We start from the raw sequence: 26,358 nt of genomic DNA, 5'->3' as shown, positions 1-26,358 counted from the left end.
TTAAAGAGATTGACCAACTGTGCATCTGCCCACAAGCATTCTCCTCTTATAAAATAAAAGGCACGCAAAGCATATAAAATTGGAGAACACGAATGCTGAAGGCGTAAAGATGCTGCGATCATATATTGAATTCGCAATGAATGGGCCCGATGCAATACTTAATGAACTGACATATTCCGATACGGTTAACGTTGACTCCCCTTTTGAAGAGTCTGTGTATGATTTCTTAGTAAAAAATGGATTTATGGTCGCTACTCAAGTTGGTTGCTCCGGATATAGAATCGATCTTGCCGTCAAACACCCTACGTTAAGCGGCAGATTCGTCCTTGGGATAGAATGTGATGGAGCTACCTACCACTCAGCTAGAACTGCTAGAGAACGCGATAGGCTGCGTCAAACGATCGTAGAGGATATCGGTTGGAAAATATATCGCATATGGTCCACTGACTGGATTAAAGATCCTTTAACAGAAGGTCGGAAATTACTAGATGCTGTCAACAAAGCCATAAGCGAGTACACGGAAAGCAACGTTAATTCTGGAGCGATGCATAAGCTTCAAGATGCACTACTACAGCAAACGATTGATATCGAGGTTATAGAGTCTCCCGCGGCTCTTGATGAGTCCTCTTACGATAACCCCTATTCGTTTGATTATTACGAAGAAGCGAATATCTATGAGGTTAAACGGCCAGCAAATGATGCGACATACTTAAAAAATGTAATAAATTATGTTGTACAAATGAAGTGACCCCAAAAAGTTAGACAAGGTTATGTTATTAGGCAGCTTGTAAGGCATGCGTACGGTATTGAACTGGACTCATGCCTTTTAATTTTGCCTTCATTCGTTTGTGGTTATAGTAATCGATATATTTCGCTAATTCTTGTTTAAAGTGTTCCACACTTTCAAATTCCTTTAGATAGAGGAATTCGGATTTCAATATACCAAAGAAATTCTCAATTACCGCATTGTCGTAACAATTGCCTTTACGGGACATACTTTGCGTGATCTCCCTTTCTTGTAAGGCTTGACGGTATTGCTTCATCTGATAATGCCAGCCTTGATCGGAATGCAGGAGGAGTACATCGTTCTCTGACAGTCGTTCAAATGACTTCTCCAGCATCTTCGAGACGAGGGAATAGGTTGGTCTTGAAGCGATTGTATACGCAATAATTTCTCCGTTAAATAAGTCTAAAACAGGTGACAGGTAAAGTTTTCCGCCAAATAATTTGAACTCTGTGATGTCCGTTACCCACTTCTTATTTGGTTTTTCCGCTGTAAATTGACGGTCTAAGAGATTGGGGGCAATCTTACCTATTGTCCCTTTGTAAGAACGATATTTTTTCATATGGACAACGCACTTCAAGCTCAATTTTTTCATGATTCGCTGTACTTTTTTATGATTCACTATATAACCACGGTTCACCAATTCATCCCGAATACGACGATAACCATAACGCCCTTCATGTTCGTCAAAGATGGATTGGATCTGTTTTTTTAACTCGACATCTTGATCCGATTTCCCAAAGTTTTTCACCCAGTAATAATATGTACTACGTGGAATCCCTGCTAGCTTGAGTACTGATTTCACCGGAAATTCATGCCTTAATTCAAAGACTACTTGCGCTTTGTCTTGTTTGGTGATTTTTCCTTGCTTTGAACTAAGGCATTCAACTTTTTTAAATAAGCATTCTCCATACGTAAACGCTCTAATTCTGCTTGCAAAGCCTCTGCTGAACCTTCTGCTGGTGCAGTTTTGTTTGTTGGTTTCTGACTATCTTTTTTCATCGTTGGACGCCCCTTTTTCTTTGATTCCAGGGCCGCCCAGCCTAGTGTGTCTAAGGTATTTTGCCAATTCCAAAGAATCGATTCGGAAGACAAGTTAAATCTCGCTGCCGTTTCAATAATGGACGTCCCGTGTTCGTTCATATAGTTAATTACGTCTAGTTTATATTGGGCAGTGTATTTTGTATAGGTTTTTATAAAGGCCCCTTCTCCATGATATTGATACTTTTTCACCCAATACTGCAGTTTACTAACATGTACACCGATTTCCTGTGCGATTGTTTGATAACCTGTATGTCCTTCTAAATATCGTTTGACCGCTTTTATTTTTTCTGCTGCTGTAAATTTAGCCAAAAGAAAAGCACCTCCAATTGTTAGATGTGTGTCTAACAATTGGGGTGCAGTTCAATATTGCCTCTCCTTTGTTTTTTTCACTAGAATTCATTGTGGTTGATTGCGAAATTTCTTTACAGTGTCAACTTGGCGATAGATGATTAGGATAATATGTCTCTGTCGCGGAATCAGAAGAAAAAAATCAAGTTGTCTTTCCCGTTGATTTAAGTTCTATAATTCTTCGATAGTATTGCTTAAAAAACCTCCAATCCTTACCATTTGAAAATCGTTTTCTGTGGTCAATACTTTGGTCATAAAAATACCTAAAAACAGCCGGAAACATGGGGATACATAAGAACAGGAAGACACCCGAAAAACCTTATGGGAGTAGGCTTCCGGGCATCTTAAGAAACATACGATAGTACATCCGAAGACAAGGGGATATATTTTTAGTTTACCATATCAAGTGATACGGTGAGTCTTATCATTAGTTTACAACCGTTATTACGAATAACCTTCCGAACTCCTGGGATATGAATCACTGTTCAGTCGAACAAAGTCCCGTCCGTTAAAACAATAAATGCCGAAAACCATGTAGCGTATAGCGGCTTTCGACAATTGTGATTGCTTGTCATTACTGAAGGGTTATCAGTTTTTCAATTTCGTCCTTGGTAAGCCCGGTGGACGAAGCAATAACCGCTACATCGACGCCCGAATCAAGCAAGTTTTTGGCGATTTCTATGGCCTTCTTACGTTCCCCCTCGGCCTTGGCTCCCTCGATCATCGATGCCTCGTCATGAAGATATTTCTGCCGGGCTTCATACAATCGACGAGCCTCTGCATCTTGGCTCAGAAACTCTAAGGTCGTCATCGCTTTCTTCAACATCGGCTCATTCATCATCAGCACCTCCCAAGTCGTAGAAACAATAGCCAGTTGATCAAACCGCCTTCAACCGGAACGCTTGAAGCATCAAGCTTAGGCAATTCCAAGAAATGAATCTCGAGATCATCAGTAAGCGGGATGGAAGATCGTTGCTCGCGTAAATGAAAGACGTTATGGTATTGTTCATTCGGCAGATAAGTAAAATCGAGAATATTGATTGTAACGCACTTCTTCAATTCCCGATAAGGCTGGCCTTCTACAAGCTGATCCGAGTACATCTTGCTCCAGTAGTATAGAGTGCGTTTGTCAATGTCGTAGCGGTTAAATAGCTGGATTTCGATGTTAATGAGCTTGCCGTCAATTGTCCGGGCTTTAATATCAAGGATGGATTGTTTAGCTTGCGGAGCGTCTTTTTCCGTGTATGGGTTCATTAAAATGATGTCCGTTAACGGTGGCTCATTGCTTTCCATAAACGTCCGGTTCAGGAAAGCCAGCAAAATATCCTTGTTCTCTTCGCTACCGAAGATGCGTTTGAATACAAAGTCATTACGCGGATCAAGCAGACGGTCACCCATTTTGAAATCATCTCCAATCGTTATCATTATTATACCACGAACGCGAATGTTCAGTAATGAGTAATAGCTGTCGGCCTTGAATTCGCACTTCAAGTGTGGTCACAGCCTTGGTCACAAAACCCTCGAAAACAGTCGGAAACACGAGGGTACACGAAAACAGGGCGATGCCCGAAAACCCTTATAGGAGTAGGCTTCCGGGCATCTTGAGATACGCGAGGACAGTACATCTCCACGCTAGCAGCGATGAGGTCAGGGGTTCGAACCCAAGGGACGAACCCAAGGGACGAACCCCTGGGGCGTCCGCGAGCGCGGAGCAGTGAACCTGAGGTCCCCGCAAAGCAGTTGGCGTATACACCGAAGCGTGGTCATCACTTTGTGGGGCTAAACCAGGATCACGGCATTGAAAATACGCTGCTGTAATCGTCCGTATGCCCGCTACCCTATAGCTGCATCAATGAGCGGCTCCAGCATGGTCGACATGCTTCAGATGCTTCCGATTAAGCGTAATGAACAGTACGGAAATCATGACAAATCCTGCACCAACAATGAACGGTACATGCGGATTGAAGACCTCAGCCAGTTTACCCGCCAAATACGGGGCCGCAGCTCCTCCAAGGAAGCGCAGAAAGCTGTAAGCAGCCGACGCCGTGGAGCGTTCGACAGGGGCCGCATTCATCACGGCTGTCGTAATCAAAGTATTGTTATTACCTAATAACGCACCGGCAAAAATAACAGAGGCAATGATGACCCATTGCGTCGATGTCCAAATGCCCATCGTCAACAGGACCAGACCAAACAAGAACAGCATCGCGCACATGGATGGAACGGTTCCGAACCTTTGCTGCAGCTTTGGTGCCATGAAAACAGAGGTGATAGCCAGCAACAAGCCCCATCCTAAAAATACGTAGCCAAGACCATGCTCATCCAAGCCCATGACAAAAGGCGCGTAAGCTAATAAGGTGAAGAACCCGAAGTTGTACAGGCAAGCCGCTATGCCGAATACGACAAGGGAACGGTGCTTCAATGCTCGGAAAGGATCGAGCAAAGAAGTTTTGTGTTTGGTAGTATTAGTCATTTTGGATTTCGGCATCATAATAAGAAGACTGAAAAAGGCAACCAACATCAGCGTGGCGACTCCCAAGAACGGTCCTCGCCATGAAATGGCGCCCAGTTCTCCGCCCAGCAGGGGTCCAACCGAAATTCCAAGTCCTATCGCCGCTTCATACAGTATGATAGCTTTTGCAGTACCGGAATTTGAAAGGGACACAATAGCCGTTAAAGCAGTTGCGACAAAAAGCGCATTACCAAGTCCCCAGCCCCCTCGAAGCCCGATAAGATTCCAAATCCCGTTGGATAACCCTCCGAGCGCTGAAAATAAGGCAATAATAACAATGCCGGTAATCAGCGTCCACTTGATCCCGAGCCTTGACGAAATAGCACCGGTAATTAACATCGCAACCGCCATGACGGCATTGTAGCTGGTGAATAGCAAGGTGACTTCGCTCTGCGAGGCGTGCAATTGTTTGGCGATTGCGGGTAAAATCGGATCAACAAGCCCAAGCCCCATGAAAGCGATGATACAAGCGAAAAATACGGCCCACACCGAACGAGGCTGTTTAAGAAGACTTGTCTCTGCAATGGTTGCTTCTTGGGATATGGTCGACATTTATGGTCACTCCTAACCTCATTTATTTTTCCTAAAGGAAATGGTTTTCTCCTAAATGCAGCTATCTAATTCTAGAATTTCGATCCGTTAACAAGTTGTATGATGAAACTTTATAATTGTATTATGCAACTATATAGGATGTCAATACGACCTTTAAGTCGGGTGTCGTCATTTCAAAAATAATTGGTGTTATGTTACTATGGTTTCAATTGAAATGATGTTCGCAGTGAGGGGGTACAGAAATGAAGGAACAGTCGCTGGAAACGATTGAATTTGAATTGGCGGTCTTGGTTCGTCATATCACATCAATAGCATCCAATAAAAAAAACTGGACTCTCGACCGGTCTGCGTATCTTTTACTGCACCAAATTTTCGCCCATGGTTCCGCTGGAGTTAAAGCTCTGGCTGATGAATTCCGTTTGGATATTTCAACGGTCAGCAGGCAGGCTGCAGCTTTGGAGCAGAAAGGATATGTGTGCAGAATTCCCGATCCGCTGGATGGCAGGGCTTTCTCCTTTCAGATTACGGATTTGGGAAAAAAGGAATTAGTCGAAAACAAACAGGAACGGTTGGCTAGGGTAACGGATAAGCTGCAGGACTGGTCGGATGAAGAATGTCAAAGGTTTGGACAATTGTTAAGAAAGTTTAATCGTACGTTCAAGTAGGCCATAATCCGGCCATCCGGATTAAACAATGGTGGTGGGATCATTTGGAGTAGTGTAAGTGACTATAGCGGGAGAGCGCATCGCTAGCAGCGATGAGGTCAGGGGTTCGATCCCCCTGGGCTCCATCTTAAACGGAAAGCGCCGGGGAGTTAGGGCGTTTTTTTGTTTTTTGCATACGACAGATTTATATAAATTAGCAATCGATAAGAAATCGTTTCATTTGTTTCATGCTAGTATTATTTGGAACAGGTTTTTGTTTATATGTCGATGTCACTAGATGGCAGATGTGCTGGACACGCAAAAATTAATGTTAAGGAGGGGATCATAGAGAAAAGTAGTCGCGGGTGGTAAGCGGCGATATTGCGGAGGAGATTTCCCTCCTGAAGCAAGCCTGGCAATGCCTCAAGCGATGAATCTGAAGCTTCGTGCATGAAATTTAACTTAGAGGTGATAGATTATGGGAGTTCAAGCAGATCAAGTTTTTGTTAATTTACCGGTCAAAGATCTGAATACATCCATCGACTTTTTTACTAAAATAGGTTTTGAATTTAACGCCCAATATACCGATGAAAATGCAACGTGTATGGTTATCAATGAAAATACATTTGTCATGTTGCTGGTTGAAGATTTTTTTAAGACGTTTACCAAAAAAGAAATTCCGGATGCAGCAAAACATACAGAAGTGATTGTGGCATTGTCTGTTGAAAGCAGGGGGAAAGTTGATGAGATTGTAAATAAGGCTCTGGCAGCGGGCGGTAAGCCTAATGATCCGATTGACCATGGCTTTATGTATGTATGGAGCTTTCAGGATATAGACGGTCATCTATGGGAATTGTTTTATATGGAAGCAAGCGCAGCAGATAAAGCTTAAGATTGAAAAATCACAGCTTGTCATGGATGATTATCCATAAGTAGGAGATGCCCGGAAAAAGGGCATCTTTTATTTTTTTGATGGTGTAGTTGTTTCAAATACTTCAAATATATGGTATCATTGTTGCGAACGTTTGTTCTCTGGAATTTGGAGAATCGAACGGAATAATTGTTCGAACCAGTGTGCGCAAGCACAAAGTATATGGACGGAAAGAAGGTTGAGCACGAAGGTGACGGACCGGTATTCAGAAATAGATGAAGTGATCGCCTATATTCATCAACATATCTATGATCCGCTTCCGCTTTCCCGATTGGCCCAATACGCAGGTTATAGTCCATATCATTTCACGCGCATTTTTAAAGAAAGAATCGGCCTTTCCCCCCTATATTATGTTTCATCCCTCCGATTGCAAAAGGCAAAAGATTTGTTGTTGCGCACGAATCTGACTGTTCGCGATATCGCATTGGAGATCGGGCAGCAGAGTCTGGGAACCTTCACCACCCGATTTACTGAACGGGTGGGGGTGACGCCATCCGAATTTCGGAACTCGACGCTGCAAGCGGGCAACCACTTGTGTTCATTGCAGATGCTTAGCGATTGGCGTATGTCGAGCCCTGCTGTAACTGCACACAACCAAATTAGAGGGACGGTTCAAGCGGAAATTCCTTTTGAGGGAGTTATTCTTATTGGTTTGTTTGCCAAACCGATTCCTGAAGGGCTGCCTTTATACGGAACGCTGCTTTCTTCTTTAGGAGATTTTTGCTTTATGAACGTCACACCGGGCACTTATTATTTGATGGCTACATCAGTCTCTTGGGGAATGTGCGCCATGGATATTCTGCTTCCGCACACCACCTTACGCACCAGATCGAAAGAGCCGCTCCTGGTCAATCCTTTTTCATCCGTCCCGCATCAGCAAGTGACACTCCACGTTCCCCGGCTGGACGACCCTCCCATCCTGATATCTCTACCGATTTTGATGAATCGTTTCCTGAGCAGGGTTTTGCAAAATAGCCATCGCTAAGAGCCGCCTGTTGCTTCTGTCCCAAGTTCCTCACTTGCCGAATGAGGCCGAACAGGTTGAAGTTTCAGCAGTGATTACATAGAGGGCAGGATGTAGCCGAAGAGGTGGTATTTGAGTTCAGTGAACGTTGCAATAGCAGCGGTGTCTAGATATTGAAGGTGATAGACAAATAGTCATTTCGAGGATTAGCAGGAATTTCTTGATAATGAATCGAAATCTGTTACATCTAATCACATCGTTATTGCGGGGGCGGCTACATGAGACATTCAAGTTCTTTTGATAGACCAGGCGCTATAAATGAGAGATGGAAGCAAATTTGCTACGCTAGTCCTACTGGTATCGGCGTATGCCATCTCGAAGGCCGCTTTGTTAGCGTTAACCCTGCCTTTTGTCGGATGACCGGCCATCACGAAGAAGAACTGTTGACTATGGGCTGGCATCAGCTTGCGTGGTCGCCGGATGTTTCCGTCCTCCAGATGGATGTAGGGCGGTTATTAGAAGGAAGCATCACTACTTGCGCTTCGGAACAACGCTTAACCGATCCGCAAGGACATGAACACTGGTATGGGCTGCAGATGGAGTTCATGTACGATGCATCCAACCAACCCGAGTTTCTCCTTATTCATATGCAGGACATTTCGTTGTACAAAAGCATGGAGCAGCGCTATCATTCGCTGCTTTACTATAATCCGGCGGCGATGATCAGGATCAACACATCCTGTGAGATCGAGGATGCCAATCCGGCTGCCGAACAAGTAAGCGGGTACACCTTAGGAGAAGCGTTAGGACGCAGCTTGGACGATTTCGTGCTTGCCAAGAATGAAACTATCGTCACGATCCAGCACAAAGGCGGCCACGCGGTGAACCTGGAGGTCAAAGTCGTACCCATTATGACGGATGAGCGGACCACCGGCTATCATGTTATAGGCAGAGAACTGACGAGTTTGGAACAGGTAGAGGAATCGTTACGCTCGAAGGAACAGGAGCTTCAGGAGATTATTACGAAGCAGCAGGGAATGACGTTTAAATGCAAGGAAATCGACGGCCGGTTTATCCACACGATGTGCGCGGGGGAATTGGTGTATCGTGCGGGGCATACGCCGGAGCAAATTATCGGTCATGAGCTGCGAGATTTCTTACCTGCCGAAACGGCTCTTCGTAAAGAACAGTATTACCGGCGAGCCTGGCAAGGGGAAGAACATGTGCTGTATGAAGGCTATGCAGGAAACGGAGTCACTTATCTGGCTTCCCTGAAGCCGATCAAACGGAACGGCCAAGTAGTCGAGGTGATCGCTTCATGCGTCGATATATCGGAGAAGAAGAAGGCGGAAGAAGAGCTTCGCAGGACGAAGGAACTGCTGGAGTCATTTGTTCAGCACACGTCGGATGCTATTGATCTGGTTGATTTGGACGGGAAGGTCCTCTGGGTGAACCCGGCGTTCGAAACCGTATATGGTTGGACGCTGGAAGAGCTTCGGGATCGGAAATTACCCGTCTTTCCGGAGAATACGGCCAGCGAAGAGGAGAATTCTCTGAAGAAGATTACTTTATTCGGGCAATCTGCGACAGGGCTCGGGACCGTACGGAAACGGAAGGACGGACGCTTGATCGATATCGATCTTACTGTTTCTCCATTAAGGGATAACGACGGGGAAATTATTGCTTATTCCGCTATTTCCCGGGATATTACGGAGCGGAAGAAGACGGAAGAGCTGTTAAGAAAGTCCGATAAACTCGGCGTCGTCGGCCAGCTTGCTGCGGGACTCGCCCACGAAATACGCAACCCGCTCACCGCTTTACGAGGGTTTCTGCAGGTGATGAGAAGCGGGCAAGGAGGTAAAAGCGAATATTACGGCATCATGATGGAAGAGCTCGATCGGATCAATTTTATCGTGAGCGAGCTGCTGCTCATTGCGAAGCCGGAGAAGCATAATCCGAAGCAGGCACAAGTGAACGTCATTCTTCAAGGTGTCGCCACACTGCTTGAGTCACAGGCGTTAATGAACAACGTAACCATAGTCACCCGGATTGCGGAGGGGCTTCCGCCGATTGTATGCTCTCCTGTCCAAATCAAGCAGGTCTTCATTAACCTAGTTAAAAATGCGATCGAGTCCATGCCCGACGGCGGTGAAATTACGATTCGTGCCGATCTCGTAGAGGGGAATCGGATCGTAACGACCGTCGAGGATCAGGGGTGCGGCATTCCCGCGGAGCGGATTCCTTCCTTAGGTGAACCGTTCTACTCGACGAAAGTCAAGGGAACAGGTCTGGGACTCATGATGTGCTATAAAATTATCGAATCCCACGGTGGACAAATCTGTTTCTACAGTAAGTTAAATCAAGGTACTCAAGTGGAGGTTGTTTTGCCGCTGATTCAATAAGGGACGTTCAAACCGTTCTCACATTCGAATGATTGCTGATTGAATTTTACTACACGGGATGCTTTCAGATAAAAACTAGGCGACCGCTCACCGGTTGAATTCCGGAAAGCGGTCGCCGCTTAATCAAGTACAGTCTCTGTTACATGGTCTGCTTGAAGGGGCTATGACCACCACTCGGCAGCATGCTTTTTGGTAGAAGTGTATTCGTTATTTCTTTGTTATTTGGTTATGCTATGCCAACGTTCCAAGTGTTTCGCATGGGTGTGAAGATACGAATGCGGACCGAAAAATTGATCATAGAAATCCAAATCCAGATGATGGGTCTGCAAGTACATCAAGGAATAGACTGACGGAACGGTCGCCGGGAATTTGCCGAACGTGTCGTAAATATATTGCGCTTGGTGGGCGACCGCGCTGCGAAACTGCTCGTCATGGACTTGGGCGCTGCCGCGCACCTTTTGGCTGTCCTTCCAAGGTCCGGGCGTATCCGGATGGAACGGGCCGTTGACACCGAATTTCCTGTCGCAGAAAGCGTCGACGGCAGCACGCATATCCTTAAAGTGCGGCGGAGTGTAAGAAACGAACACGCCTTCCAGCCCGGTAGGATTCGGAAGAGCCCAGCGCTCATCCGCATCATAACGGAAGCCTAAACCAGGAACCGCAGGGTCTGCGCTGGCTCCGAGAACGGTCAGGCGGTCTATGCCGTCGAACATCCAGCCGCCGAGTCCCAGAGCCTGCTGCATAAGCACGCCGGCATAAGTGGAAGTGGCGAGCTCGGCGGATAGTTCCGCAAGCGAATATTGATCGAGAAACGTTAACGGCAGAGGATTCTCGGTACCGATGATGTCCTGGAATTGTTCGATACCTGGAATGTTCCGTCCATTGATATCGTCATAGATGCTGAGCCCGTTCTGCACATAGAAACATAGATTGGCTATCGTATGTTGTGCCAGATCCCCTACAGGGAAAGCCAGAAAAGTTCCCGGTTTGTTGGCAACCCATGAGTTATGGCCTTCCATGTAGGGCTCGTAGTTCGGGATGTGCAGTCTTTGTTCCGAAATGCGATGAATATGTTTTTTGTAAGTTAGAATCAATTGCTCGACGTCGTGCTTGCCGTCTTCCCCTTTCTTGACTTCGGGAACGGCATCTCTGGTTTTGAAAATGTAGGTGCCGGTATCATCGGTGAAGAAAATTTCCGACGTATGGAAGCCTGCGGCCGAAGGGAAGGTTCTGCCTGTAGCCGAGCCGGAATAGTTGGACAGGTGCGGCTTGTACCGGTCATGCCTAGTGATGGAATGATGCCAACCGGTGACACCGCCGACCGCGAGCAGAATCAAAATTTTCTCAAGGTCGTCCAGTGGCTCAGGTTCATACTTCGATTTGTAGGCGAGCGGTCCGTCCGGGATTTCCGCTCCGCGGAAGAAACGGCGGGATCGCCGGCCGAACAGCGCTTCGACGAGCGGAAATTGAAGCAGTTCCTGCAAGCGCTCGGAGTCAATCGAGAGGCGGGCGTCTTGAAGCGGTTTCGTCATAGGAGATCCTCCAATGTGGTTGGAATAAAAAAAGACATTCTCTTCGCTAAGAAGAAAATGTCTCCAGTTGGACTGGTCGAACGGAGTATTAGGTTATGTTTGCAGAGCTGATTTGTATTTCAGATGATTGCTATGGTAATGACAAATATGGGGATTGTCAACTACATTTTTTGGAAAAAGATGTATTGACTTCTCAAAAATAGGTGTGATAGTATTATTCCAACCGAACGAGTCGGAATTTCAGCATTGACCAGATTACTGGAAATGTCAGCTACTAATCGAATGATTAGAGCGGCATTTTTTTTATTTCCACAAAGAAATGATTCCGAAGATACTGAGCAACCGGAGGGGGAGACATGGGGTCCGCTGGATCGATTACAGATGTTCCCGGCACGAAAGTGGGACACGCGGAAAACACCAAAGCATTTACAGGCTGCACCGTTATCATTTGGGAGGAAGGTGCGGTGTGCAGCGTTGACGTTCGGGGTTCCGCCCCCGGTACCAGGGAAACCGATTTGCTCGACCCGACCGGGTTGGTGGATCGAGTCCATGCGGTTTGTTTAAGCGGCGGCACCAGCTTCGGATTGGATGCAGCCGGCGGGGTTGTCGCATGGCTGGAGGAAAAAGGGATCGGGGTCGATGTCGGAGTTGGCGTCGTTCCTATCGTTCCGTCAGCCGTATTGTTCGATCTGTCCATCGGAGATCCGAAAGTAAGGCCTGACCGAGATATGGGATACCGGGCGGCAGCGCTGGCCTCCCCTACGGAAGACAGGGAAGGTAACGTTGGTGCAGGCTGCGGCGCTTCCGTCGGGAAATTGGGCGGATTCGAGGGCGCGATGAAAGCGGGAATCGGCACGGCATCCGTCCGTTATCCGAATGGGCTCGTGATCGGCGCCATTGTGGCCTTGAATGCGATGGGAGAAGTTCGCGATCCCCGAACGGGCGAATTGCTGGCCGGTTCGCTAGACCGCGAAGGCCATCCGGTGGACAGCCGCAGCTGGTTGTACGATAAGCCGTTTGCGTTTACTAACATTCCGCAAGGGACGAATACGACGCTTGCCGTTGTGGCGAGCAACGCAAAACTGACCAAAGCCCAGGCGAAGAAAGTGGCCGAAATGGCGCATGACGGATTAGCCCGCACCATTTACCCCGTACATACGATGTTCGACGGAGATACCGTATTTGCCGCCGCTACGGGAGAGGTCGAGGCCTCGGTGGATTTGGTCGGAGCGGTGTCGGCCGAAGTGCTGGCAACGGCAATCGTAAGAGCCGTCATGACAGCGGATGGAGCGGGCGGACTCCCGGCCTACCGCGACTTGCGGAAGCGCCGGTTGGAAGGTGACGCCTGATGACCGATAGCACGATAACGTCCATCGGATCGGTAACGGTGGAGAAGAACGTACCGGTTCCGATGCGTGACGGCGTGACGCTGTATGCCGATATTTATCGTCCTGCTGCAGGAGACAAGAGCGAGAAGTACCCGGTACTGCTGATGAGAACGCCTTACAACAAAGAAGACGCGCAAACGATGAATTATGCCCATCCTGCTTGGTATGCCCGCCACGGTTATGTTGTCGTCGTCCAGGATGTGCGGGGACGATGGACATCGGAAGGGGATTTTCATCCTTACGTGAAGGAAGCCGAAGACGGTTACGACACAGTTGAATGGGCTGCATCTCTCCCGGGTGTCATCCCGAATGTCGGGATGTACGGTTTCTCCTATGTGGGAGCCGCGCAATGGCTTGCTGCGGTAAGCCGCCCGCCGCATTTGGTCTGTATCGCGCCCGGCATGATCGGTTCCGATTCGTATCAAGGGAAAGCTTACCGGAACGGCGCCTTTGCGCTGGCTTGTACGCTATCCTGGATATTGTTCGTGGCCCAAGATACGGCATTAAGGAATAACCGGCCGGAGCGGGCGGAAGAGCTGTCTTCTCTATATGCCGGTATCCACGGTTATTACAAAGCGCTTCCGCTGAACAGCCCTCTGGAGGCGGTCAAGGAAACCGCACCTTATTATCTGGAGTGGCTGGAGCACCCGGCCCGCGACGACTACTGGCGCCAGATTTCCTTGAGGGAGAATTATAAAGCCATTGAGGTGCCCGCCCTGCACATCGGCGGGTGGTATGACATTTTTATTGACGGGACTATCGAGAACTACTTGGGCGTAAGCCAGCACGGCGCAACCGAAAGGGCGCGGAAAAATCAATACTTGTTTATCGAGCCTTGGTACCACATGCCGTGGTCGAGATACGTCGGCGAAGTGGATTTCGGACCGGAGGCCGCGAATGAAATCGATTCCGTTCAGCTTCAGTGGTTTGACCGATGGTTGAAAAGTGTGGAGCCGGCTGCTCCCCAGCCGTCCCCCGTTCGTCTGTTCGTCATGGGGGCAGACAAATGGTTGGAAGCGGAAAGCTGGCCTGTGCAGGGGAGCCAAGCAGCAGCCTATTACTTGCACAGCTTGTACAAAGCTAATTCCGTGAACGGCGACGGAAAGCTGAGCCTGACCGAACCGCTGGATGAACCGCCAGATGTATATGTCTATCATCCTTCGATTCCCGTTCCCGCATTGGGCGGCAGGTCGGGCGCGGTTCCCGATCTCACTCCGATGGGACCGAAAAACCAGCTTCCGGTTGAAATCAGAAACGATGTGCTGGTCTATACGTCCGACGTTCTGAAGGAGGATTTGACGGTAATCGGGGAAGTGTCCGTCGAGCTGTATGCATCCACGACAGCGGAGGATACCGATTTCGTAGCCAAACTAGTGGATGTCTATCCGGACGGAAGAGCGATCAACATTGCCGAAGGGATCGTGCGGGCCAGCTATAGAGGAGGTCTTGAGAAACCGGAGCCGGTTCCGCCGGGCGAGGTGATCCAATACGTCGTTTCACTCGGGCCGACCGCCAATGTGTTCAAGAAAGGCCACTCCGTCAGGCTGGATATCACGAGCTCACTGTTCCCGACCTTCGACCGTAATCCCAACCGGATGATGAATCCCGGTCAGGTGACCGCTGCGGATTTTGTAACGGCTACGCAAACAATTTATCACGACCGCCGCTTTGCGTCGAAGCTGACGCTGCCGGTCGTCAACAGCAAGCAGTAATTTGTTCAATTATACGTCAGCGGAGGCACACATGCAGACATCGTATATATGGTTCGATCTTGGCTATACGTTAGTGTATCAAGAGAGAGAGAAGGAGTATCAGCAATTCTGGCTGGAGCAGGGCATCGAACTCAGCTTGGAAGACATTGAAGAAGCTTATCATTTGACCGACAAGCTTTTTATGCGGGAATACCCGGGGGCGTTAGGCAAACAAATCCATACGTATATGCCCTGGTATGTGGGCGTGCTCAATTATACGCTGGGCGTCCGGTTCGACCTGCACGATCAATGCCGTCGGCTGCGGGATATCCAGATAGCTCAGTCTCCCAGGTGGAAGCCGTTTCCGTTCTCCCACCCTGTGCTGGCCCTTCTAAAGAAAGCTTCGGTCGGCATCGGCTTGATTTCGAATTGGGATGCCAGCGCTAGAACCGTCTTGGAGGAAACAGGACTGCTGCCTTATTTGGACCACATTATCGTATCGTCCGAAGTTCAAGTGGAGAAGCCGGATGTCAGAATTTTTCTCAAGGCGGCGGAACTCGCCGGAGTCGACCCCAAGCAATGTTTATATGTGGGAGATAATTATTACGACGACGTAGTGGGCAGCGCGAAAGCAGGGATGAAGCCGATCTTGATTAATCGGTTCGGCACTCTCGGCATCGAGGAGATCACATTCGAACGCACGTTATTGTCTGTCGAAGAGCTGCCGGAGCTGCTGTTCAGGCAGGACAACAAAATCATTTCGTAACCCAACTACTAATCTACAAAAAAAAGGAATGGGAAGCCTATGAAAGCAAAGCGGAATGCTCGATCTTTATTTACAGTACCCTTCATCTTGTTGATCTTGGCCTTAGCGGCCTGCAGCAGCGCCGGAGGGACTAACGGTGAAGGCTCGTCCAATGCGGTGAAGCCGGAGTCGTCCGATTCGCAGGATGCGTCCAAGGCAGGTGCACAAAATACAAGCGGAGGGAAGAAAGAGGGAGGCAACGTTGTAGTCCTTATCCCTCAAGATCTCGACTACCTGGACCCTCATCTTGCGGTTGCTGCGGGCACGTCCGAAGTACTGTTCAATGTTTTTGAAGGACTGCTGAAGCCTAACGAGAAAGGGGAGCTTCTCCCGGCCGTCGCCGAGTCTTATCAAGTATCGCCGGACGGTCTGACTTATACGTTCAAGCTTCGCAGCGGCGTCAAATTCCATAACGGCAATCCCGTTACTTCGCAGGATGTTAAATTTTCCTACGATCGTTTGGCCGGCACCGCTACCGGCAAGCCGCTAAATCCGGCATTCCAGGATGTGCAAGCGATCGAGGCGTCTGATGCAGGCACCGTCGTCATTACATTGAAAAAGAACAATTCTTCATTCTTGACGGCACTTACGGCAACCGTCATTCCTAAAGATTATCAAGACAGCAACAAGCTTCCAATCGGCACCGGGCCCTTTAAATTCAAAGAATACGTCCCGGGACAGCGTCTTGTCGTGGAGAAGTTTGCCGATTACTACGTGAAAGGCGTTCCCTCATTGGACAAAGTCGAGTTCCGGATCATCACGGATGCCAACGCTTCTCTGGCGGCTCTTAAATCAGGCGAAGCCGACATTTATCCGCGGATCGGAAACGACCCGATTTCAACCCTGGGGGATAGCTACACCAAGCTTAGCGCACCGCAAAACCTGGTCCAGCTGATGACCTTCAACATTTCGCGGAAACCGTTCAACGATATTAAAGTCCGTCAGGCAATCAATTACGCCATCGACAAGGATGAGATCATCAAAGGGGTGGCGCTCGGCAACGGAACGAAGCTCGGCTCCAATCTCAGCCCCGTCTTGTCCAAGTACTATCAGGCCGGTCTGGAAGACACCTATAAGACGAATCTCGACAAAGCCAAGAGTCTGCTTGCTGAAGCCGGCTACAAAGACGGCTTTGAAACGACGCTCTCGGTTCCGTCCAACTATCCATTTCATGTCGATACGGCCCAAGTGATCGTGCAGCAGCTGGCGAAAGTCGGCATTAAAGTGAAGATTGAACCGGTGGAATGGGCGGTATGGCTGGACCGGATTTACAAAAACCGCAATTACGATTTGACCATCATCGGACTGGACGGGAAGCTGGATCCTTACCAAATCTTGAACAAATATTTGTCCGATTCCGCGAATAACTTCTTTAACTACAAGAGCGACGAGTTCGATAAAACGCTGAAAGCGGCGGTGACGGAAGTCGACGACGCCAAACGAGTGGCGCTGTATAAACAAGTCCAAACGATTTTGTCGAATGACGCTGCCGCTGTTTATATCATGGATCCGAACCTCAATGTGGCATTGAACAAAAAGCTGGACGGATACAAGCAATATCCGCTTTACGTCCAGGATTTGTCGACGGTTTACTTGAAGGAGTAAGGACCTACGAATCAAGGAGGAGAACTTGCCTTGCCCTATCTAGTACGCAGAATCCTGACCCTCCTTTTGACCGTGTTATTCGTCGTACTTCTTACTTTTTCCGTATTTCGGATCATTCCAGGCAATCCGGCGCTGACGATTTTGGGTCCTGAAGCTTCCGACGAGCAAATTGCTTTGCTGGAAGCCAAGCTGGGGACGGACCGACCGCTGCCCGAACAGTTTGCAAGCTGGATGAGAGGTGTGGCCGGGCTCGATTTCGGCGATTCGCTTCGCTTCTCGGAGCCGGTGCTGCATCTGATCGGCAGCCGCTTTCCAGTCACCTTGTCGTTAGCGCTGCTTGCGCTGCTCCTTACGACGGTGACGGCTATCCCACTCGGGATCGCAGCCGCAAGGTCAAAGGGTAAAGCCGTGGATATCATCATTTCAATCGGTTCGCAGATCGGGCTCGCTATCCCGTCCTTCTGGATGGGCATCATCCTCATTCTCCTGTTCGCGCTCACGCTCAAATGGTTTTCGGTCAGCGCCTATGTGCCCTGGTCGGAAAACCCGCTGCTGGCATTTAAATCATTGCTGCTACCTTCCGTTGCCCTGGCGCTTCCGCAAATTGCGATCGTCGTACGCTACTTGCGTACGACGATGCTGGAGCAGCTTCATCTGGATTACGTTCGCACGGCCAGAAGCAAGGGATTGAAGGAATCCACGGTGTATTACAAGCACGTGCTGAAGAACGCACTGTTGCCCGTCGTGACGATTGTCGGCATCAATTTCGGAGAATTACTGGCGGGAAGCCTTGTGGTCGAACAAGTTTTCACATTGCCGGGGCTTGGCGGCCTGCTTATCACCGGTATTGGCAACCGCGATTATCCGCTAGTGCAGGGCATGGTCCTTATGATCGCATTTATCGTCATCACGACCAATTTTATCGTTGACTTGTCCTATCGCTGGCTGGATCCGAAAATCCGCTTAAAGTAGAGGTTTGCATATGAGGATGACAAAATTAAGCTTCAGTCTCGTTGTGGGAGCCGTCTGTATAGCGGTTCTCTTTCTCCTTATGCTGGTCAGTCTGATTTACGTGCCGTACGGGGTCAATGACATGAGCATCGCAGACCGGCTGCAAGCGCCCAGCGCCGCTCACCTGCTCGGAACCGACAATTTCGGCCGGGATATTCTAAGCCGCGTTATGGAAGGAACGCAAACGGCTTTTAAGGTGGGTACGGTATCCGTCGCGATCGGGCTTACGGGCGGCCTGCTCATCGGCACGATCGCCGGTTATGTGGGCAAATGGGCCGACGAACTGTTGATGCGGTTCATCGACGCGCTTCTGGCCTTTCCGGGTGTGCTGCTTGCGCTGCTGCTCGTGTCCCTCTTTAAGCCGAGCCTGTTCCAGACGATGATCGCGATCGGGATTTTGTCCGTTCCGGCTTTTTCAAGGGTCGTGCGCAGCGGATTTCTGCACATGAAGGAAGCCGAGTTCGTGAAGGCGGCAAGAGGTATCGGAGCAGGCCATGCCAACATTATTTTCAAACAAATATTACCTAACATCCTGTCTCCGGTTGTTACGACGGCGGCATTAAGCTTCTCCACCGCGATATTGGTAGAAGCCGCGCTCAGCTACCTGGGGCTTGGAGTCCAACCGCCGGACCCAAGCTGGGGCCGGATGTTGAACGAATCGCAAAGCTATATCGGCAAAGCGCCCTGGTATGCGCTCGCCCCAGGTCTATTCATTACCGTCACCGTACTCGGCTTTAACCTGCTCGGCGACGGCATCCGAGACCTGCGTGACAAACGACAATAGAAGGTGATGAGATGGTTTCTGCAAACTCCATGCATCGGGCAGAGTTTCTTCTCGACATACGCGATCTAGAGCTGCAATTAACAACGTCCTCCCGCGAAACGCTGTCCGTCCTTGGCGGAGTTTCGCTTTCGGTGGCTAAAGGGGAGACTGTAGGTATCGTCGGGGAATCCGGCAGCGGAAAAAGCGTTCTTTCGCTCTCCATTCTCGGACTGCAGCCGAAAGCGATGCAGATCAGCGGCGGCGAAATATGGTTTCAGTCGAAGCATCCGCTGCACCGTCTCGGCCAAAAGGAGCTTCGCCGCATACGGGGGAAAGAAATTTCCATGGTGTTTCAAGACCCGATGAGCTCGCTCAATACGGCCTTTACTATTGGCAGTCAAATTACGGAGTCATTGCGGCTTCATTTCGGATGCTCGCGTAAAGAAGCGAGGGAGCGCGCTCACGAGCTGCTCCGGGTTGTCGGACTGCCTCGTCCGGAATCGCTTCTGGATGAATACCCGCACCAGCTGTCCGGCGGCATGCGTCAGCGGGTCATGATCGCCATAGCGATTTCCGGCGAACCGCATCTGCTCATTGCCGATGAACCTACGACGGCGCTGGACGTCACGATTCAAGCGCAAATTTTGGACTTGATGCGGCAAATTCGCGAAGAGAAGGGCATGTCGATTTTGCTCATTTCTCACGATTTGGGTGTTATCGCGGATATGTGCGACCGGATTGCAGTCATGTATGCGGGACAAATCGTAGAGGAAGGCACAGCGGAAGCGGTGTTGGAAAATCCAAAGCATCCCTATACGATCGGATTGAAGCAATCCGTACCGACGCCGCAAAAGAAATATGAAAGGCTGTTTTCCATTCAAGGTACGGTTCCCGGTCTGCGGGAAAGAGGCCCGGGCTGCACATTTAACTCGCGGTGCGCACATGCGACGGATCGGTGTTTTGCGGAAACGCCGGCTTTGTACAGCATGAACGGTCAGCAATCCGTACGGTGCTTTTTGGTGCAGGAGGAAGGAGTTGCGGTTTATGGCACCGGCTGAAGACATTGTACAGTTACAAAACATCAAGAAACATTATGCCGGCGGTTTCTGGGGAGGACAGCGGCAAACGCTGCGGGCCGTTGACGGCGTGTCCTTATCCATTCGGGCAGGTGAAACGTTAGGTCTGGTAGGTGAAAGCGGCTGCGGCAAGTCCACGGTCGGGCAATTGGCATCGCTGCTGCTTCCGGCTACAGACGGCACGCTGGTGTATAACGGAAAAGACATCACCGGCCTGAGCGGCCCGAGGGCCCGGTCCATGCGCAGACACATGCAATATGTGTTTCAAGATCCTTATACCTCTTTGAATCCGAGACTCCGGATTGGAGAACTGCTCGAGGAGCCATTGAAAATAAACCGGCTTGGAGATAGCCGGGAACGGAAACGGCAGGTCGATGACATGCTGTTGCGAATCGGACTGGACCCCTCCTACGCCCGTCACTATACACATCAATTGAGCGGCGGACAGAGACAGCGGATCGGCATAGCCAGGTCGCTGATGCTGAAGCCGGAGTTTCTCGTATTGGATGAGCCGGTTTCCGCATTGGACGTATCCGTACAGTCGCAAATCCTGAACCTGCTGAAAGATTTGCAGCGGGAGCTGAACTTGACGTATTTGTTCATATCGCATGATCTGAATGTCGTACATTATATGAGCGACAGGGTAGCCGTCATGTATCTGGGCAAAATTGTGGAAATCGCGGAGGTCGAAGACTTGTACGCCAATCCGCTTCATCCTTATACCAAAGCGTTAGTATCGGCCATACCGTCCGAAAATCGCAGAGAAAAAAGGGAACGGATCATCCTGAAAGGGGATATACCAAGCCCGCTCGATATCCCGAAAGGATGCGCGTTTCAAACCCGCTGCGTCCATGCGCATGAACGATGCAGTACGGAAGCTCCGGTGCTCACCGGTATTCGCGAAGGCCACTTCGTCAGCTGCCACCTATACACCTGACATAGAGGAGAACAAAAATGAGGATAGGCATATTGTCCGACCTTCATGTGGACAAAAACAATGACGACGAATTCGGAACTGTTCAAGAAGCGTTGTGTAGTGCCGCATCGGCAACGAATACGGACCTGCTCATTGTGGCTGGAGATATTTCAAACAATTACGTGCAAACATTAAACGTGTTAGAGGAAATCGAGGAACGGGCGGGCATTCCATGTTTGTTTGTGCCGGGAAATCATGACATTTGGAATCTGGAACACCCGGAGTTAAGCTCCGCCTATATTTATGAAGAGCTTCAACGCCATGAGCGGAATTTGTCCAAAGGAGCGTATGCGATCAACGATGAATGGATCGTGCTCGGGGACACCGGCTGGTATGACTTTTCTTACGGCAGCGAGCGTTTCGAGCCGGAGCAGTTTCGTGCGATGACGTACGGGAATCGAACATGGAAGGACAAATTATACGTGAATTGGGGCAGTACACCCGAGCAGATAACCGACCATTTCTATGACAAGCTCCAAAAGCAGCTTGAAGCCTGCGGCGGCAAAAAGGTCATTCTCGTGACGCACGTGGTGAATCACGATCAATTTACAGTACCGATGCCGCACAAGGACTGGGACTATTTCAACGCATTTTTGGGAAGCGAGCGCTATCAAGAATTGATCCGGAGTTATAGCCGCTCTGTCAAATATGCCGTTTGCGGACATGTTCATTACCGAAAAAAGATATCCATCGGCTCCACGCAGTTCATTTGCAATTGTCTGGGCGATAAGAAGGAATGGCTGCATTCCAAGCGGGCGTATGAGGAAGTATCAAAGTCTTACGTTACTATCGACATTTAAACCTGTAGCATCGGCCAGCTTTATAAATGAGGCTGAAGTCGACCAGGCCAGGAAAAAAAGGCGAACGTTCCCCGTCCGAGCGGGTGGAGCGATCGCCTTTTTCCGTTGCTTTTAGAAGGGAATTATCCTATAAGAAAGCAAAAAGCGCCTTGACAGCAAAATAGAAAGATGTTAAGTTTTATACACTATAATTCCAATAGGAATTGAAGGTTCGACCAGACAGCTGGAGACCAACACGTTTTGATGTTGTGTTTCCTGCTGTCTTTTTTTGTGAAAAAATGTGAGCTGCATGTCATCAAGAATACGGTATGGAAAGAGGAGAAAGCTATGCATTCAGAAGCCAGACAGATGCATCTAGGAGCCTTCTTATATTATGTCGGGCATCACCTCGCTGCCTGGAGACACCCGGGTGCGAAATCTAATGGAATCATGGACCTGAAATTTTATAAGGAATTGGCCCAAACGGCGGAACGGGGAAAGTTCGATATGATTTTTCTCGCCGATAATGTCGTAGTCCCCAACGATACGGCCGTATCTTATACCGCTTCCGTGAAGCCGGAGCCGATTACTTTATTATCCGCACTCTCGGCGGTGACGGAGTATATCGGTTTAGCGGCAACGGTAACAACAACCTATACAGAACCTTATCATATAGCCCGGATGTTCGCGTCTTTAGATCATCTGAGTGGCGGACGCGCAGCTTGGAATGTGGTCACATCGGCTTATTCTACAGAGGCCTACAATTTTAGCAAGGAGAAACACCCGGATCACGGATTGCGGTACCAGCGGGCCAAGGAATACATTGATGTCGTCAAGAGCTTATGGGACAGCTGGGAAGACGATGCCTTGGTCATCGATAAAGAATCTGGAATTTTTGCGGACTCCAGCAAAATTCACGCGATTGATTACGAAGGTGAATTCTTTTCGGTGCGCGGTCCCCTTAATGTTTCCCGTACGCCGCAAGGGAGACCCGTTATCATTCAGGCAGGCTCCTCCGGAGCGGGAAAAGAACTCGCCGCACAAACGGCGGAAGTTATTTTTACTGCGCAGCAAACACGCGAAGAAGCAGAGGCGTTTTATTCCAGCGTGAAAAAACAATTAATTCAATACGGCAGATCCGCAGATGAAGTGAAAATTATGCCGGGTGTCTTCCCTATTATCGGCTCCACGCTTAAAGAGGCGAAGGAGAAGGAAGCCTATCTTCAGGAACTCGTTCATCCGATGGCCGGCGTGGGTCTTTTATCAGACCTTATGGATCACGATTTGTCGGTATATCCGCTGGACGGCCCGCTGCCTGAATTTGCCGAAACAAACGGCGGTAAAAGCAGGTTCGATCTTTTAGTCAATTTGGCCAAAAAAGAAAACTTAACGATAAGGGAACTGAGCTTGCGCATAGCCGGAGCCCGCGGTCATCGGACCCTTGTGGGTACGCCCGAAATGATAGCGGATCAACTGGAAGAATGGTACGTAAACGGAGCAGCCGACGGTTTCAATATCATGCCTCCGTATTTACCGGGGGGCTTGGATGAGTTTGTAAATACGGTCATTCCCGTCCTTCAACAAAGAGGATTGTTCAGAACGGAATACGCAGGACGAATGTTAAGGGATCACCTGGGACTTGCTAAACCGCAAAATAAATTTAGTAAAAGTGCAGTCCTATAAGAAGCGGAAAGGAATGCTTGCTTTGTCAGAAAAATCCCTCCGAGTTGAAAAGGTCAGTAAAACTTTCCAAACCGAAAAAGGTCCACTGTCCGTATTGAAAGATATTAACCTGGAAATCGGTCAGGAGCAATTTATAGCGATTATCGGACCGAGCGGCTGCGGAAAGAGCACACTTCTTAAAATTATAGCCGGTCTGGATAACGATTATGAGGGCGCCGTATATTTGGGAGAAGAAAAAGTGAACAGCGCCAGTATCGAGAAGGGGTTCATTTTTCAAGAGCACCGGCTTTTTCCGTGGCTGACGGTGGAGCAAAATATTGCTGCGAATTATTCCTTAAAATCGGCCGATATCCGCAGAAAAGTTGACGAACTGCTGGAATTGACACATCTCAAAGGATTTGAAAAATCGTATCCTAGAGCACTTTCCGGAGGGATGTCCCAGCGTGTTTCCATTGCTCGCGCTCTACTGAGAGAGCCTCAGGTGCTGCTGCTGGATGAGCCTTTCGGCGCGTTGGACGCTTTTACAAGAACCCATATGCAGGAAGCCATTCTGGAAATTTGGGAAAACAAAAAGACAACGATGGTTTTAGTGACTCATGATATCGATGAGGCGGTATTTGTGGCCAATAAAATTGTCATTATGGGAGCCAAACCGGGTGTCATCCGTGACGTCATCCCAAACCATCTTCCTTATCCTCGGAAAAAAGCAAGCGAAGCTTTTCAAAATTTCCGCCTGAAGGTATTGAAGGAATTCGAGAGATGGGAAAGCTTTGCTTTGGTCGAAGGAGCAGGAATTTAAATAACGGGGGAAAGAGAAATGAAACCAAACAAATGGATTGTACTCTTGCTATCTTTACTTGTCATGGCTTCTCTCGCAGGTTGCGGAACCAAAACGAGTAACACAGACGGACAAAACCTAACGGTTAATATTGGCTATATTAAAAATGTAGCTCCTTCCTATTTGGCAAAAGAAAAGGGGTTCGTCGAGAAGCAGTTTGCTGCAAAGGGGGCAAAAGTCAACTGGGTTGAGTTTCAGACAGGGCCCGAAGAATTCGAAGCTCTGTCCGCCAATCACATTGATTTTCTGGCATGCGGCAATACGCCGGTCATTGTGGCTCAAGCAGCAGGGATAGACTTTAAAATCATTTCCTTATATAGTAGCGGTTTGAAAAACAATGTGCTGCTTCTGCCTAAAGATAGCCCCATCAAAAGCATTCAGGAATTAAAAGACAAAAAAATAGCGGTTGCCAAAGGCAGCACCTCTTACAATCTGATTTACCGGGCCCTGGATCAAGCCGGGCTGCAGCCGTCCGATGTGAAATTAATTCAATTGGCCCCTTCCGAAGCGAAGCCTGCCTTCGAGAACGGTACGGTAGATGCATGGGGAATTTGGGAGCCGTTCATCAGTACGGAGCAAGCTACCGTCGGAGCGAAAATATTGGTATCGGGCGAAGATCTCAAGATGCCGAGTCCGAACTTTACCGTAGCCAGCACCAAATTTGCGAAAGACCATCCGGAATTCGTAGAGCTGTATTTAAAAGCGCTGGACGAAGCCGTTGCCTGGCAGACCCAAAACCAAAACGAGGCCGTAGATCTGTATGCCCAAGTGCTCAAATTGGATAAAGCCATTGTGGCCAATATCGTGAAAAATACGGATTTCCGAAATGATCCGGTGTCGGATGATTATATCAAAGAACATCAAAAAACGGCGGACACTCTTTACGATCTTGGTGGAGTCAAAAACAAGGTCGAGGTCGCAAAAGTTATTGACAATACGTTTATTACGAGGGCAAAGCAGGAAACTAAAACAAATTAGTGGGTGGGAAAATGAAGCCATTTCTTTCAGTCTTGATGGCAGGAACAAAATCCAGACCCGAAAAGATCAATCCTGAATCGGGTTCCAGCGGGACAGTCAGAAATAAATCTCTAAGCGCAAGTATAATCAGAGGGCTCTCGTTGCCGGTTTTAGTAATTATCATTTGGCAATTAGCCGCTTATTTCGAAGTCGTCTCCAGTACGATTCTACCTTCTCCCATTCAGATTGCTAAAGCGTTTTGGGAATTGATTGTTTCCGGAGAATTGATCAGCCATTTGAATGTCAGTTTATATCGCGCTTTCTTGGGTTTTCTGCTTGGCGGCTCGCTCGGACTCCTATCCGGCATATTAGCGGGATTGTTTCGGAAGTTCGAAGAAACGATTGATCCGTCCGTGCAAATGTTAAGAACGATTCCGCATCTCGCCATAACCCCGCTTTTTATTCTTTGGTTTGGTATCGGAGAAACATCGAAGGTTCTGCTTATTGCGCTGGGAGCTTATTTCCCGCTATACATCAATACCTTTACCGGGATACGCGGGGTGGATTCAAAGTTGTTCGAAGTCACCAAAGTGCTGGAATTCAGTAAATGGAAGCTCGTTTCAAAACTGATTGTCCCTGCGGCCTTGCCTAATATTTTATTGGGTTTACGGCTATCGATCGGTGTTTCCTGGCTAGGCTTGGTCGTGGCGGAATTAATGGGATCCAGTGAAGGCGTAGGCTACATGATTAATGACGCCAGACAATTCTCCCAAACGGCCGTCGTCATCGTAGGCATCCTCATATTTGCGATTGTCGGTAAACTATCCGACTCGTTCGTTCGCTTTTTGGAGAAAAAATTGTTGAAGTGGCGGGATAGTTATTCCGGATAAACAGGTTGATGAAACGCATGAATCACCGTGACCGGCACCTCTCTTTCAGAGGTGCTTTTCCTTTATTCGGACTGTCATAAGCATCCTTCGGGATTCGTATAATTAAACAATTGGAGGTAAACGGTTAGTACTAAAATTTGACAGGCGAGAAGGGAGCGGAAATCTTTGGGAACGATAGGCAGA

21 protein-coding genes and 1 pseudogene are annotated in these 26,358 nt (G+C 48.8%); 18 read left to right on the top strand and 4 right to left on the bottom strand.

What is annotated here, in order from left to right; genetic code table 11:
• Positions 1-109: 109 nt before the first annotated feature.
• A complete protein-coding gene (locus tag JMF85_RS24025) occupies positions 110-748 on the top strand; it encodes a hypothetical protein (protein ID WP_230876338.1) in 639 nt (212 codons plus the stop codon).
• 28 nt (positions 749-776) lie between these two features.
• Here JMF85_RS24025 and JMF85_RS24020 read toward each other — a convergent pair.
• The 3 genes and pseudogenes from JMF85_RS24020 to JMF85_RS24010 form a co-directional block, all read right to left on the bottom strand.
• A protein-coding gene (locus JMF85_RS24020) for an IS3 family transposase (protein ID WP_201319038.1) occupies positions 777-2,137 on the bottom strand; the annotation gives its coding sequence in 2 pieces (ribosomal slippage) (positions 777-1,681 and positions 1,681-2,137; 1,362 coding nt in all).
• A 613-nt stretch (positions 2,138-2,750) separates the two neighbouring features.
• Positions 2,751-3,574, bottom strand: a pseudogene (locus JMF85_RS24015) (Rpn family recombination-promoting nuclease/putative transposase).
• Between the two features lie 451 nt (positions 3,575-4,025).
• On the bottom strand, positions 4,026-5,240 hold the full coding sequence (locus JMF85_RS24010; RefSeq protein ID WP_201319037.1) for an MFS transporter: 1,215 nt from the start codon (positions 5,238-5,240) through the stop codon (positions 4,026-4,028).
• A gap of 242 nt (positions 5,241-5,482) precedes the next feature.
• Between JMF85_RS24010 and JMF85_RS24005 the strand changes: the two genes are divergently transcribed.
• The 4 genes from JMF85_RS24005 to JMF85_RS23990 all read left to right on the top strand — a co-directional run bounded on the left by JMF85_RS24005 (position 5,483) and on the right by JMF85_RS23990 (position 10,181).
• Positions 5,483-5,905: a MarR family winged helix-turn-helix transcriptional regulator gene (locus tag JMF85_RS24005; RefSeq protein WP_127608719.1), complete on the top strand. Its 423-nt coding sequence runs from the start codon at positions 5,483-5,485 to the stop codon at positions 5,903-5,905.
• A gap of 457 nt (positions 5,906-6,362) precedes the next feature.
• Positions 6,363-6,776 carry a VOC family protein gene (locus tag JMF85_RS24000; protein ID WP_127608718.1) on the top strand — a complete coding sequence of 138 codons (414 nt, stop codon included), beginning with the start codon at positions 6,363-6,365 and terminating at the stop codon, positions 6,774-6,776.
• Between the two features lie 229 nt (positions 6,777-7,005).
• Positions 7,006-7,800 carry a helix-turn-helix domain-containing protein gene (locus tag JMF85_RS23995; protein WP_054799627.1) on the top strand — a complete coding sequence of 265 codons (795 nt, stop codon included), beginning with the start codon at positions 7,006-7,008 and terminating at the stop codon, positions 7,798-7,800.
• Positions 7,801-8,057: 257 nt separating this feature from the next.
• Positions 8,058-10,181 carry a PAS domain S-box protein gene (locus tag JMF85_RS23990; protein ID WP_201319036.1) on the top strand — a complete coding sequence of 708 codons (2,124 nt, stop codon included), beginning with the start codon at positions 8,058-8,060 and terminating at the stop codon, positions 10,179-10,181.
• A gap of 218 nt (positions 10,182-10,399) precedes the next feature.
• On the opposite strand, the gene JMF85_RS23985 is transcribed toward JMF85_RS23990, so the two are convergent.
• Complete coding sequence (locus JMF85_RS23985; RefSeq protein ID WP_127608715.1) at positions 10,400-11,713, bottom strand: hypothetical protein; 1,314 nt, start codon at positions 11,711-11,713, stop codon at positions 10,400-10,402.
• A gap of 356 nt (positions 11,714-12,069) precedes the next feature.
• Here JMF85_RS23985 and JMF85_RS23980 point away from each other — a divergent pair, with 356 nt between their 5' ends.
• From JMF85_RS23980 to JMF85_RS23920, 13 genes are all read left to right on the top strand, one after another.
• The gene (locus tag JMF85_RS23980) at positions 12,070-13,062 is read left to right on the top strand and encodes a P1 family peptidase (RefSeq protein WP_201319035.1); all 993 of its coding nucleotides are present in this window, start codon (positions 12,070-12,072) and stop codon (positions 13,060-13,062) included.
• Positions 13,062-14,813 (top strand): CocE/NonD family hydrolase, encoded by a 1,752-nt coding sequence (locus tag JMF85_RS23975; RefSeq protein WP_201319034.1) that lies wholly within the window; start codon positions 13,062-13,064, stop codon positions 14,811-14,813. The genes JMF85_RS23980 and JMF85_RS23975 overlap by 1 nt, the downstream gene beginning before the upstream one ends.
• A 31-nt stretch (positions 14,814-14,844) precedes the next feature.
• On the top strand, positions 14,845-15,558 hold the full coding sequence (locus JMF85_RS23970; protein WP_054799623.1) for an HAD family hydrolase: 714 nt from the start codon (positions 14,845-14,847) through the stop codon (positions 15,556-15,558).
• A gap of 39 nt (positions 15,559-15,597) precedes the next feature.
• Complete coding sequence (locus JMF85_RS23965; RefSeq protein ID WP_155614779.1) at positions 15,598-17,202, top strand: ABC transporter substrate-binding protein; 1,605 nt, start codon at positions 15,598-15,600, stop codon at positions 17,200-17,202.
• Positions 17,203-17,232: 30 nt separating this feature from the next.
• Positions 17,233-18,174 carry an ABC transporter permease gene (locus JMF85_RS23960; protein ID WP_127606305.1) on the top strand — a complete coding sequence of 314 codons (942 nt, stop codon included), beginning with the start codon at positions 17,233-17,235 and terminating at the stop codon, positions 18,172-18,174.
• A gap of 10 nt (positions 18,175-18,184) precedes the next feature.
• Positions 18,185-18,997 carry an ABC transporter permease gene (locus JMF85_RS23955; RefSeq protein WP_127606303.1) on the top strand — a complete coding sequence of 271 codons (813 nt, stop codon included), beginning with the start codon at positions 18,185-18,187 and terminating at the stop codon, positions 18,995-18,997.
• 11 nt (positions 18,998-19,008) lie between these two features.
• Positions 19,009-20,034 carry an ABC transporter ATP-binding protein gene (locus JMF85_RS23950; protein ID WP_236595973.1) on the top strand — a complete coding sequence of 342 codons (1,026 nt, stop codon included), beginning with the start codon at positions 19,009-19,011 and terminating at the stop codon, positions 20,032-20,034.
• Positions 20,021-20,989, top strand: a complete 969-nt coding sequence (locus tag JMF85_RS23945; RefSeq protein ID WP_201319033.1) for an ABC transporter ATP-binding protein — start codon at positions 20,021-20,023, stop codon at positions 20,987-20,989. The genes JMF85_RS23950 and JMF85_RS23945 overlap by 14 nt, the downstream gene beginning before the upstream one ends.
• Before the next feature lie 17 nt (positions 20,990-21,006).
• Positions 21,007-21,828, top strand: a complete 822-nt coding sequence (locus tag JMF85_RS23940; RefSeq protein ID WP_201319032.1) for a metallophosphoesterase — start codon at positions 21,007-21,009, stop codon at positions 21,826-21,828.
• Between the two features lie 327 nt (positions 21,829-22,155).
• Complete coding sequence (locus tag JMF85_RS23935) at positions 22,156-23,490, top strand: LLM class flavin-dependent oxidoreductase (RefSeq protein WP_201319031.1); 1,335 nt, start codon at positions 22,156-22,158, stop codon at positions 23,488-23,490.
• A 13-nt stretch (positions 23,491-23,503) separates the two neighbouring features.
• Entirely contained in the window at positions 23,504-24,289 is a 786-nt protein-coding gene (locus JMF85_RS23930) for an ABC transporter ATP-binding protein (protein WP_127606347.1), read from the top strand.
• An 18-nt stretch (positions 24,290-24,307) separates the two neighbouring features.
• Positions 24,308-25,306: an aliphatic sulfonate ABC transporter substrate-binding protein gene (locus JMF85_RS23925; RefSeq protein ID WP_201319030.1), complete on the top strand. Its 999-nt coding sequence runs from the start codon at positions 24,308-24,310 to the stop codon at positions 25,304-25,306.
• 35 nt (positions 25,307-25,341) lie between these two features.
• Positions 25,342-26,175, top strand: a complete 834-nt coding sequence (locus JMF85_RS23920) for an ABC transporter permease (protein ID WP_127606345.1) — start codon at positions 25,342-25,344, stop codon at positions 26,173-26,175.
• Positions 26,176-26,358 lie beyond the last annotated feature (183 nt).

Source organism: Paenibacillus sp. EPM92, assembly GCF_016586185.1.
GTDB classification, from domain to species: Bacteria; Bacillota; Bacilli; order Paenibacillales; family NBRC-103111; genus Paenibacillus_G; species Paenibacillus_G validus.
The sequence above is the reverse complement of the archived record's forward strand: the minus strand, read 5'-3'. Positions and strand labels throughout refer to the sequence as shown.

Bases quoted from the DNA above. Each gene is read 5' to 3' on its own strand.
- JMF85_RS24025 (WP_230876338.1), top strand. From the start codon at position 110: ATGCTGCGATCATATATTGAATTCGCAATGAATGGGCCCGATGCAATA.
- JMF85_RS24010 (WP_201319037.1), bottom strand. From the start codon at position 5,240: ATGTCGACCATATCCCAAGAAGCAACCATTGCAGAGACAAGTCTTCTT.
- JMF85_RS24005 (WP_127608719.1), top strand. From the start codon at position 5,483: ATGAAGGAACAGTCGCTGGAAACGATTGAATTTGAATTGGCGGTCTTG.
- JMF85_RS24000 (WP_127608718.1), top strand. From the start codon at position 6,363: ATGGGAGTTCAAGCAGATCAAGTTTTTGTTAATTTACCGGTCAAAGAT.
- JMF85_RS23990 (WP_201319036.1), top strand. From the start codon at position 8,058: ATGAGACATTCAAGTTCTTTTGATAGACCAGGCGCTATAAATGAGAGA.
- JMF85_RS23985 (WP_127608715.1), bottom strand. From the start codon at position 11,713: ATGACGAAACCGCTTCAAGACGCCCGCCTCTCGATTGACTCCGAGCGC.
- JMF85_RS23980 (WP_201319035.1), top strand. From the start codon at position 12,070: ATGGGGTCCGCTGGATCGATTACAGATGTTCCCGGCACGAAAGTGGGA.
- JMF85_RS23975 (WP_201319034.1), top strand. From the start codon at position 13,062: ATGACCGATAGCACGATAACGTCCATCGGATCGGTAACGGTGGAGAAG.
- JMF85_RS23970 (WP_054799623.1), top strand. From the start codon at position 14,845: ATGCAGACATCGTATATATGGTTCGATCTTGGCTATACGTTAGTGTAT.
- JMF85_RS23965 (WP_155614779.1), top strand. From the start codon at position 15,598: ATGAAAGCAAAGCGGAATGCTCGATCTTTATTTACAGTACCCTTCATC.
- JMF85_RS23955 (WP_127606303.1), top strand. From the start codon at position 18,185: ATGAGGATGACAAAATTAAGCTTCAGTCTCGTTGTGGGAGCCGTCTGT.
- JMF85_RS23950 (WP_236595973.1), top strand. From the start codon at position 19,009: ATGGTTTCTGCAAACTCCATGCATCGGGCAGAGTTTCTTCTCGACATA.
- JMF85_RS23945 (WP_201319033.1), top strand. From the start codon at position 20,021: ATGGCACCGGCTGAAGACATTGTACAGTTACAAAACATCAAGAAACAT.
- JMF85_RS23940 (WP_201319032.1), top strand. From the start codon at position 21,007: ATGAGGATAGGCATATTGTCCGACCTTCATGTGGACAAAAACAATGAC.
- JMF85_RS23935 (WP_201319031.1), top strand. From the start codon at position 22,156: ATGCATTCAGAAGCCAGACAGATGCATCTAGGAGCCTTCTTATATTAT.
- JMF85_RS23930 (WP_127606347.1), top strand. From the start codon at position 23,504: ATGCTTGCTTTGTCAGAAAAATCCCTCCGAGTTGAAAAGGTCAGTAAA.
- JMF85_RS23925 (WP_201319030.1), top strand. From the start codon at position 24,308: ATGAAACCAAACAAATGGATTGTACTCTTGCTATCTTTACTTGTCATG.
- JMF85_RS23920 (WP_127606345.1), top strand. From the start codon at position 25,342: ATGGCAGGAACAAAATCCAGACCCGAAAAGATCAATCCTGAATCGGGT.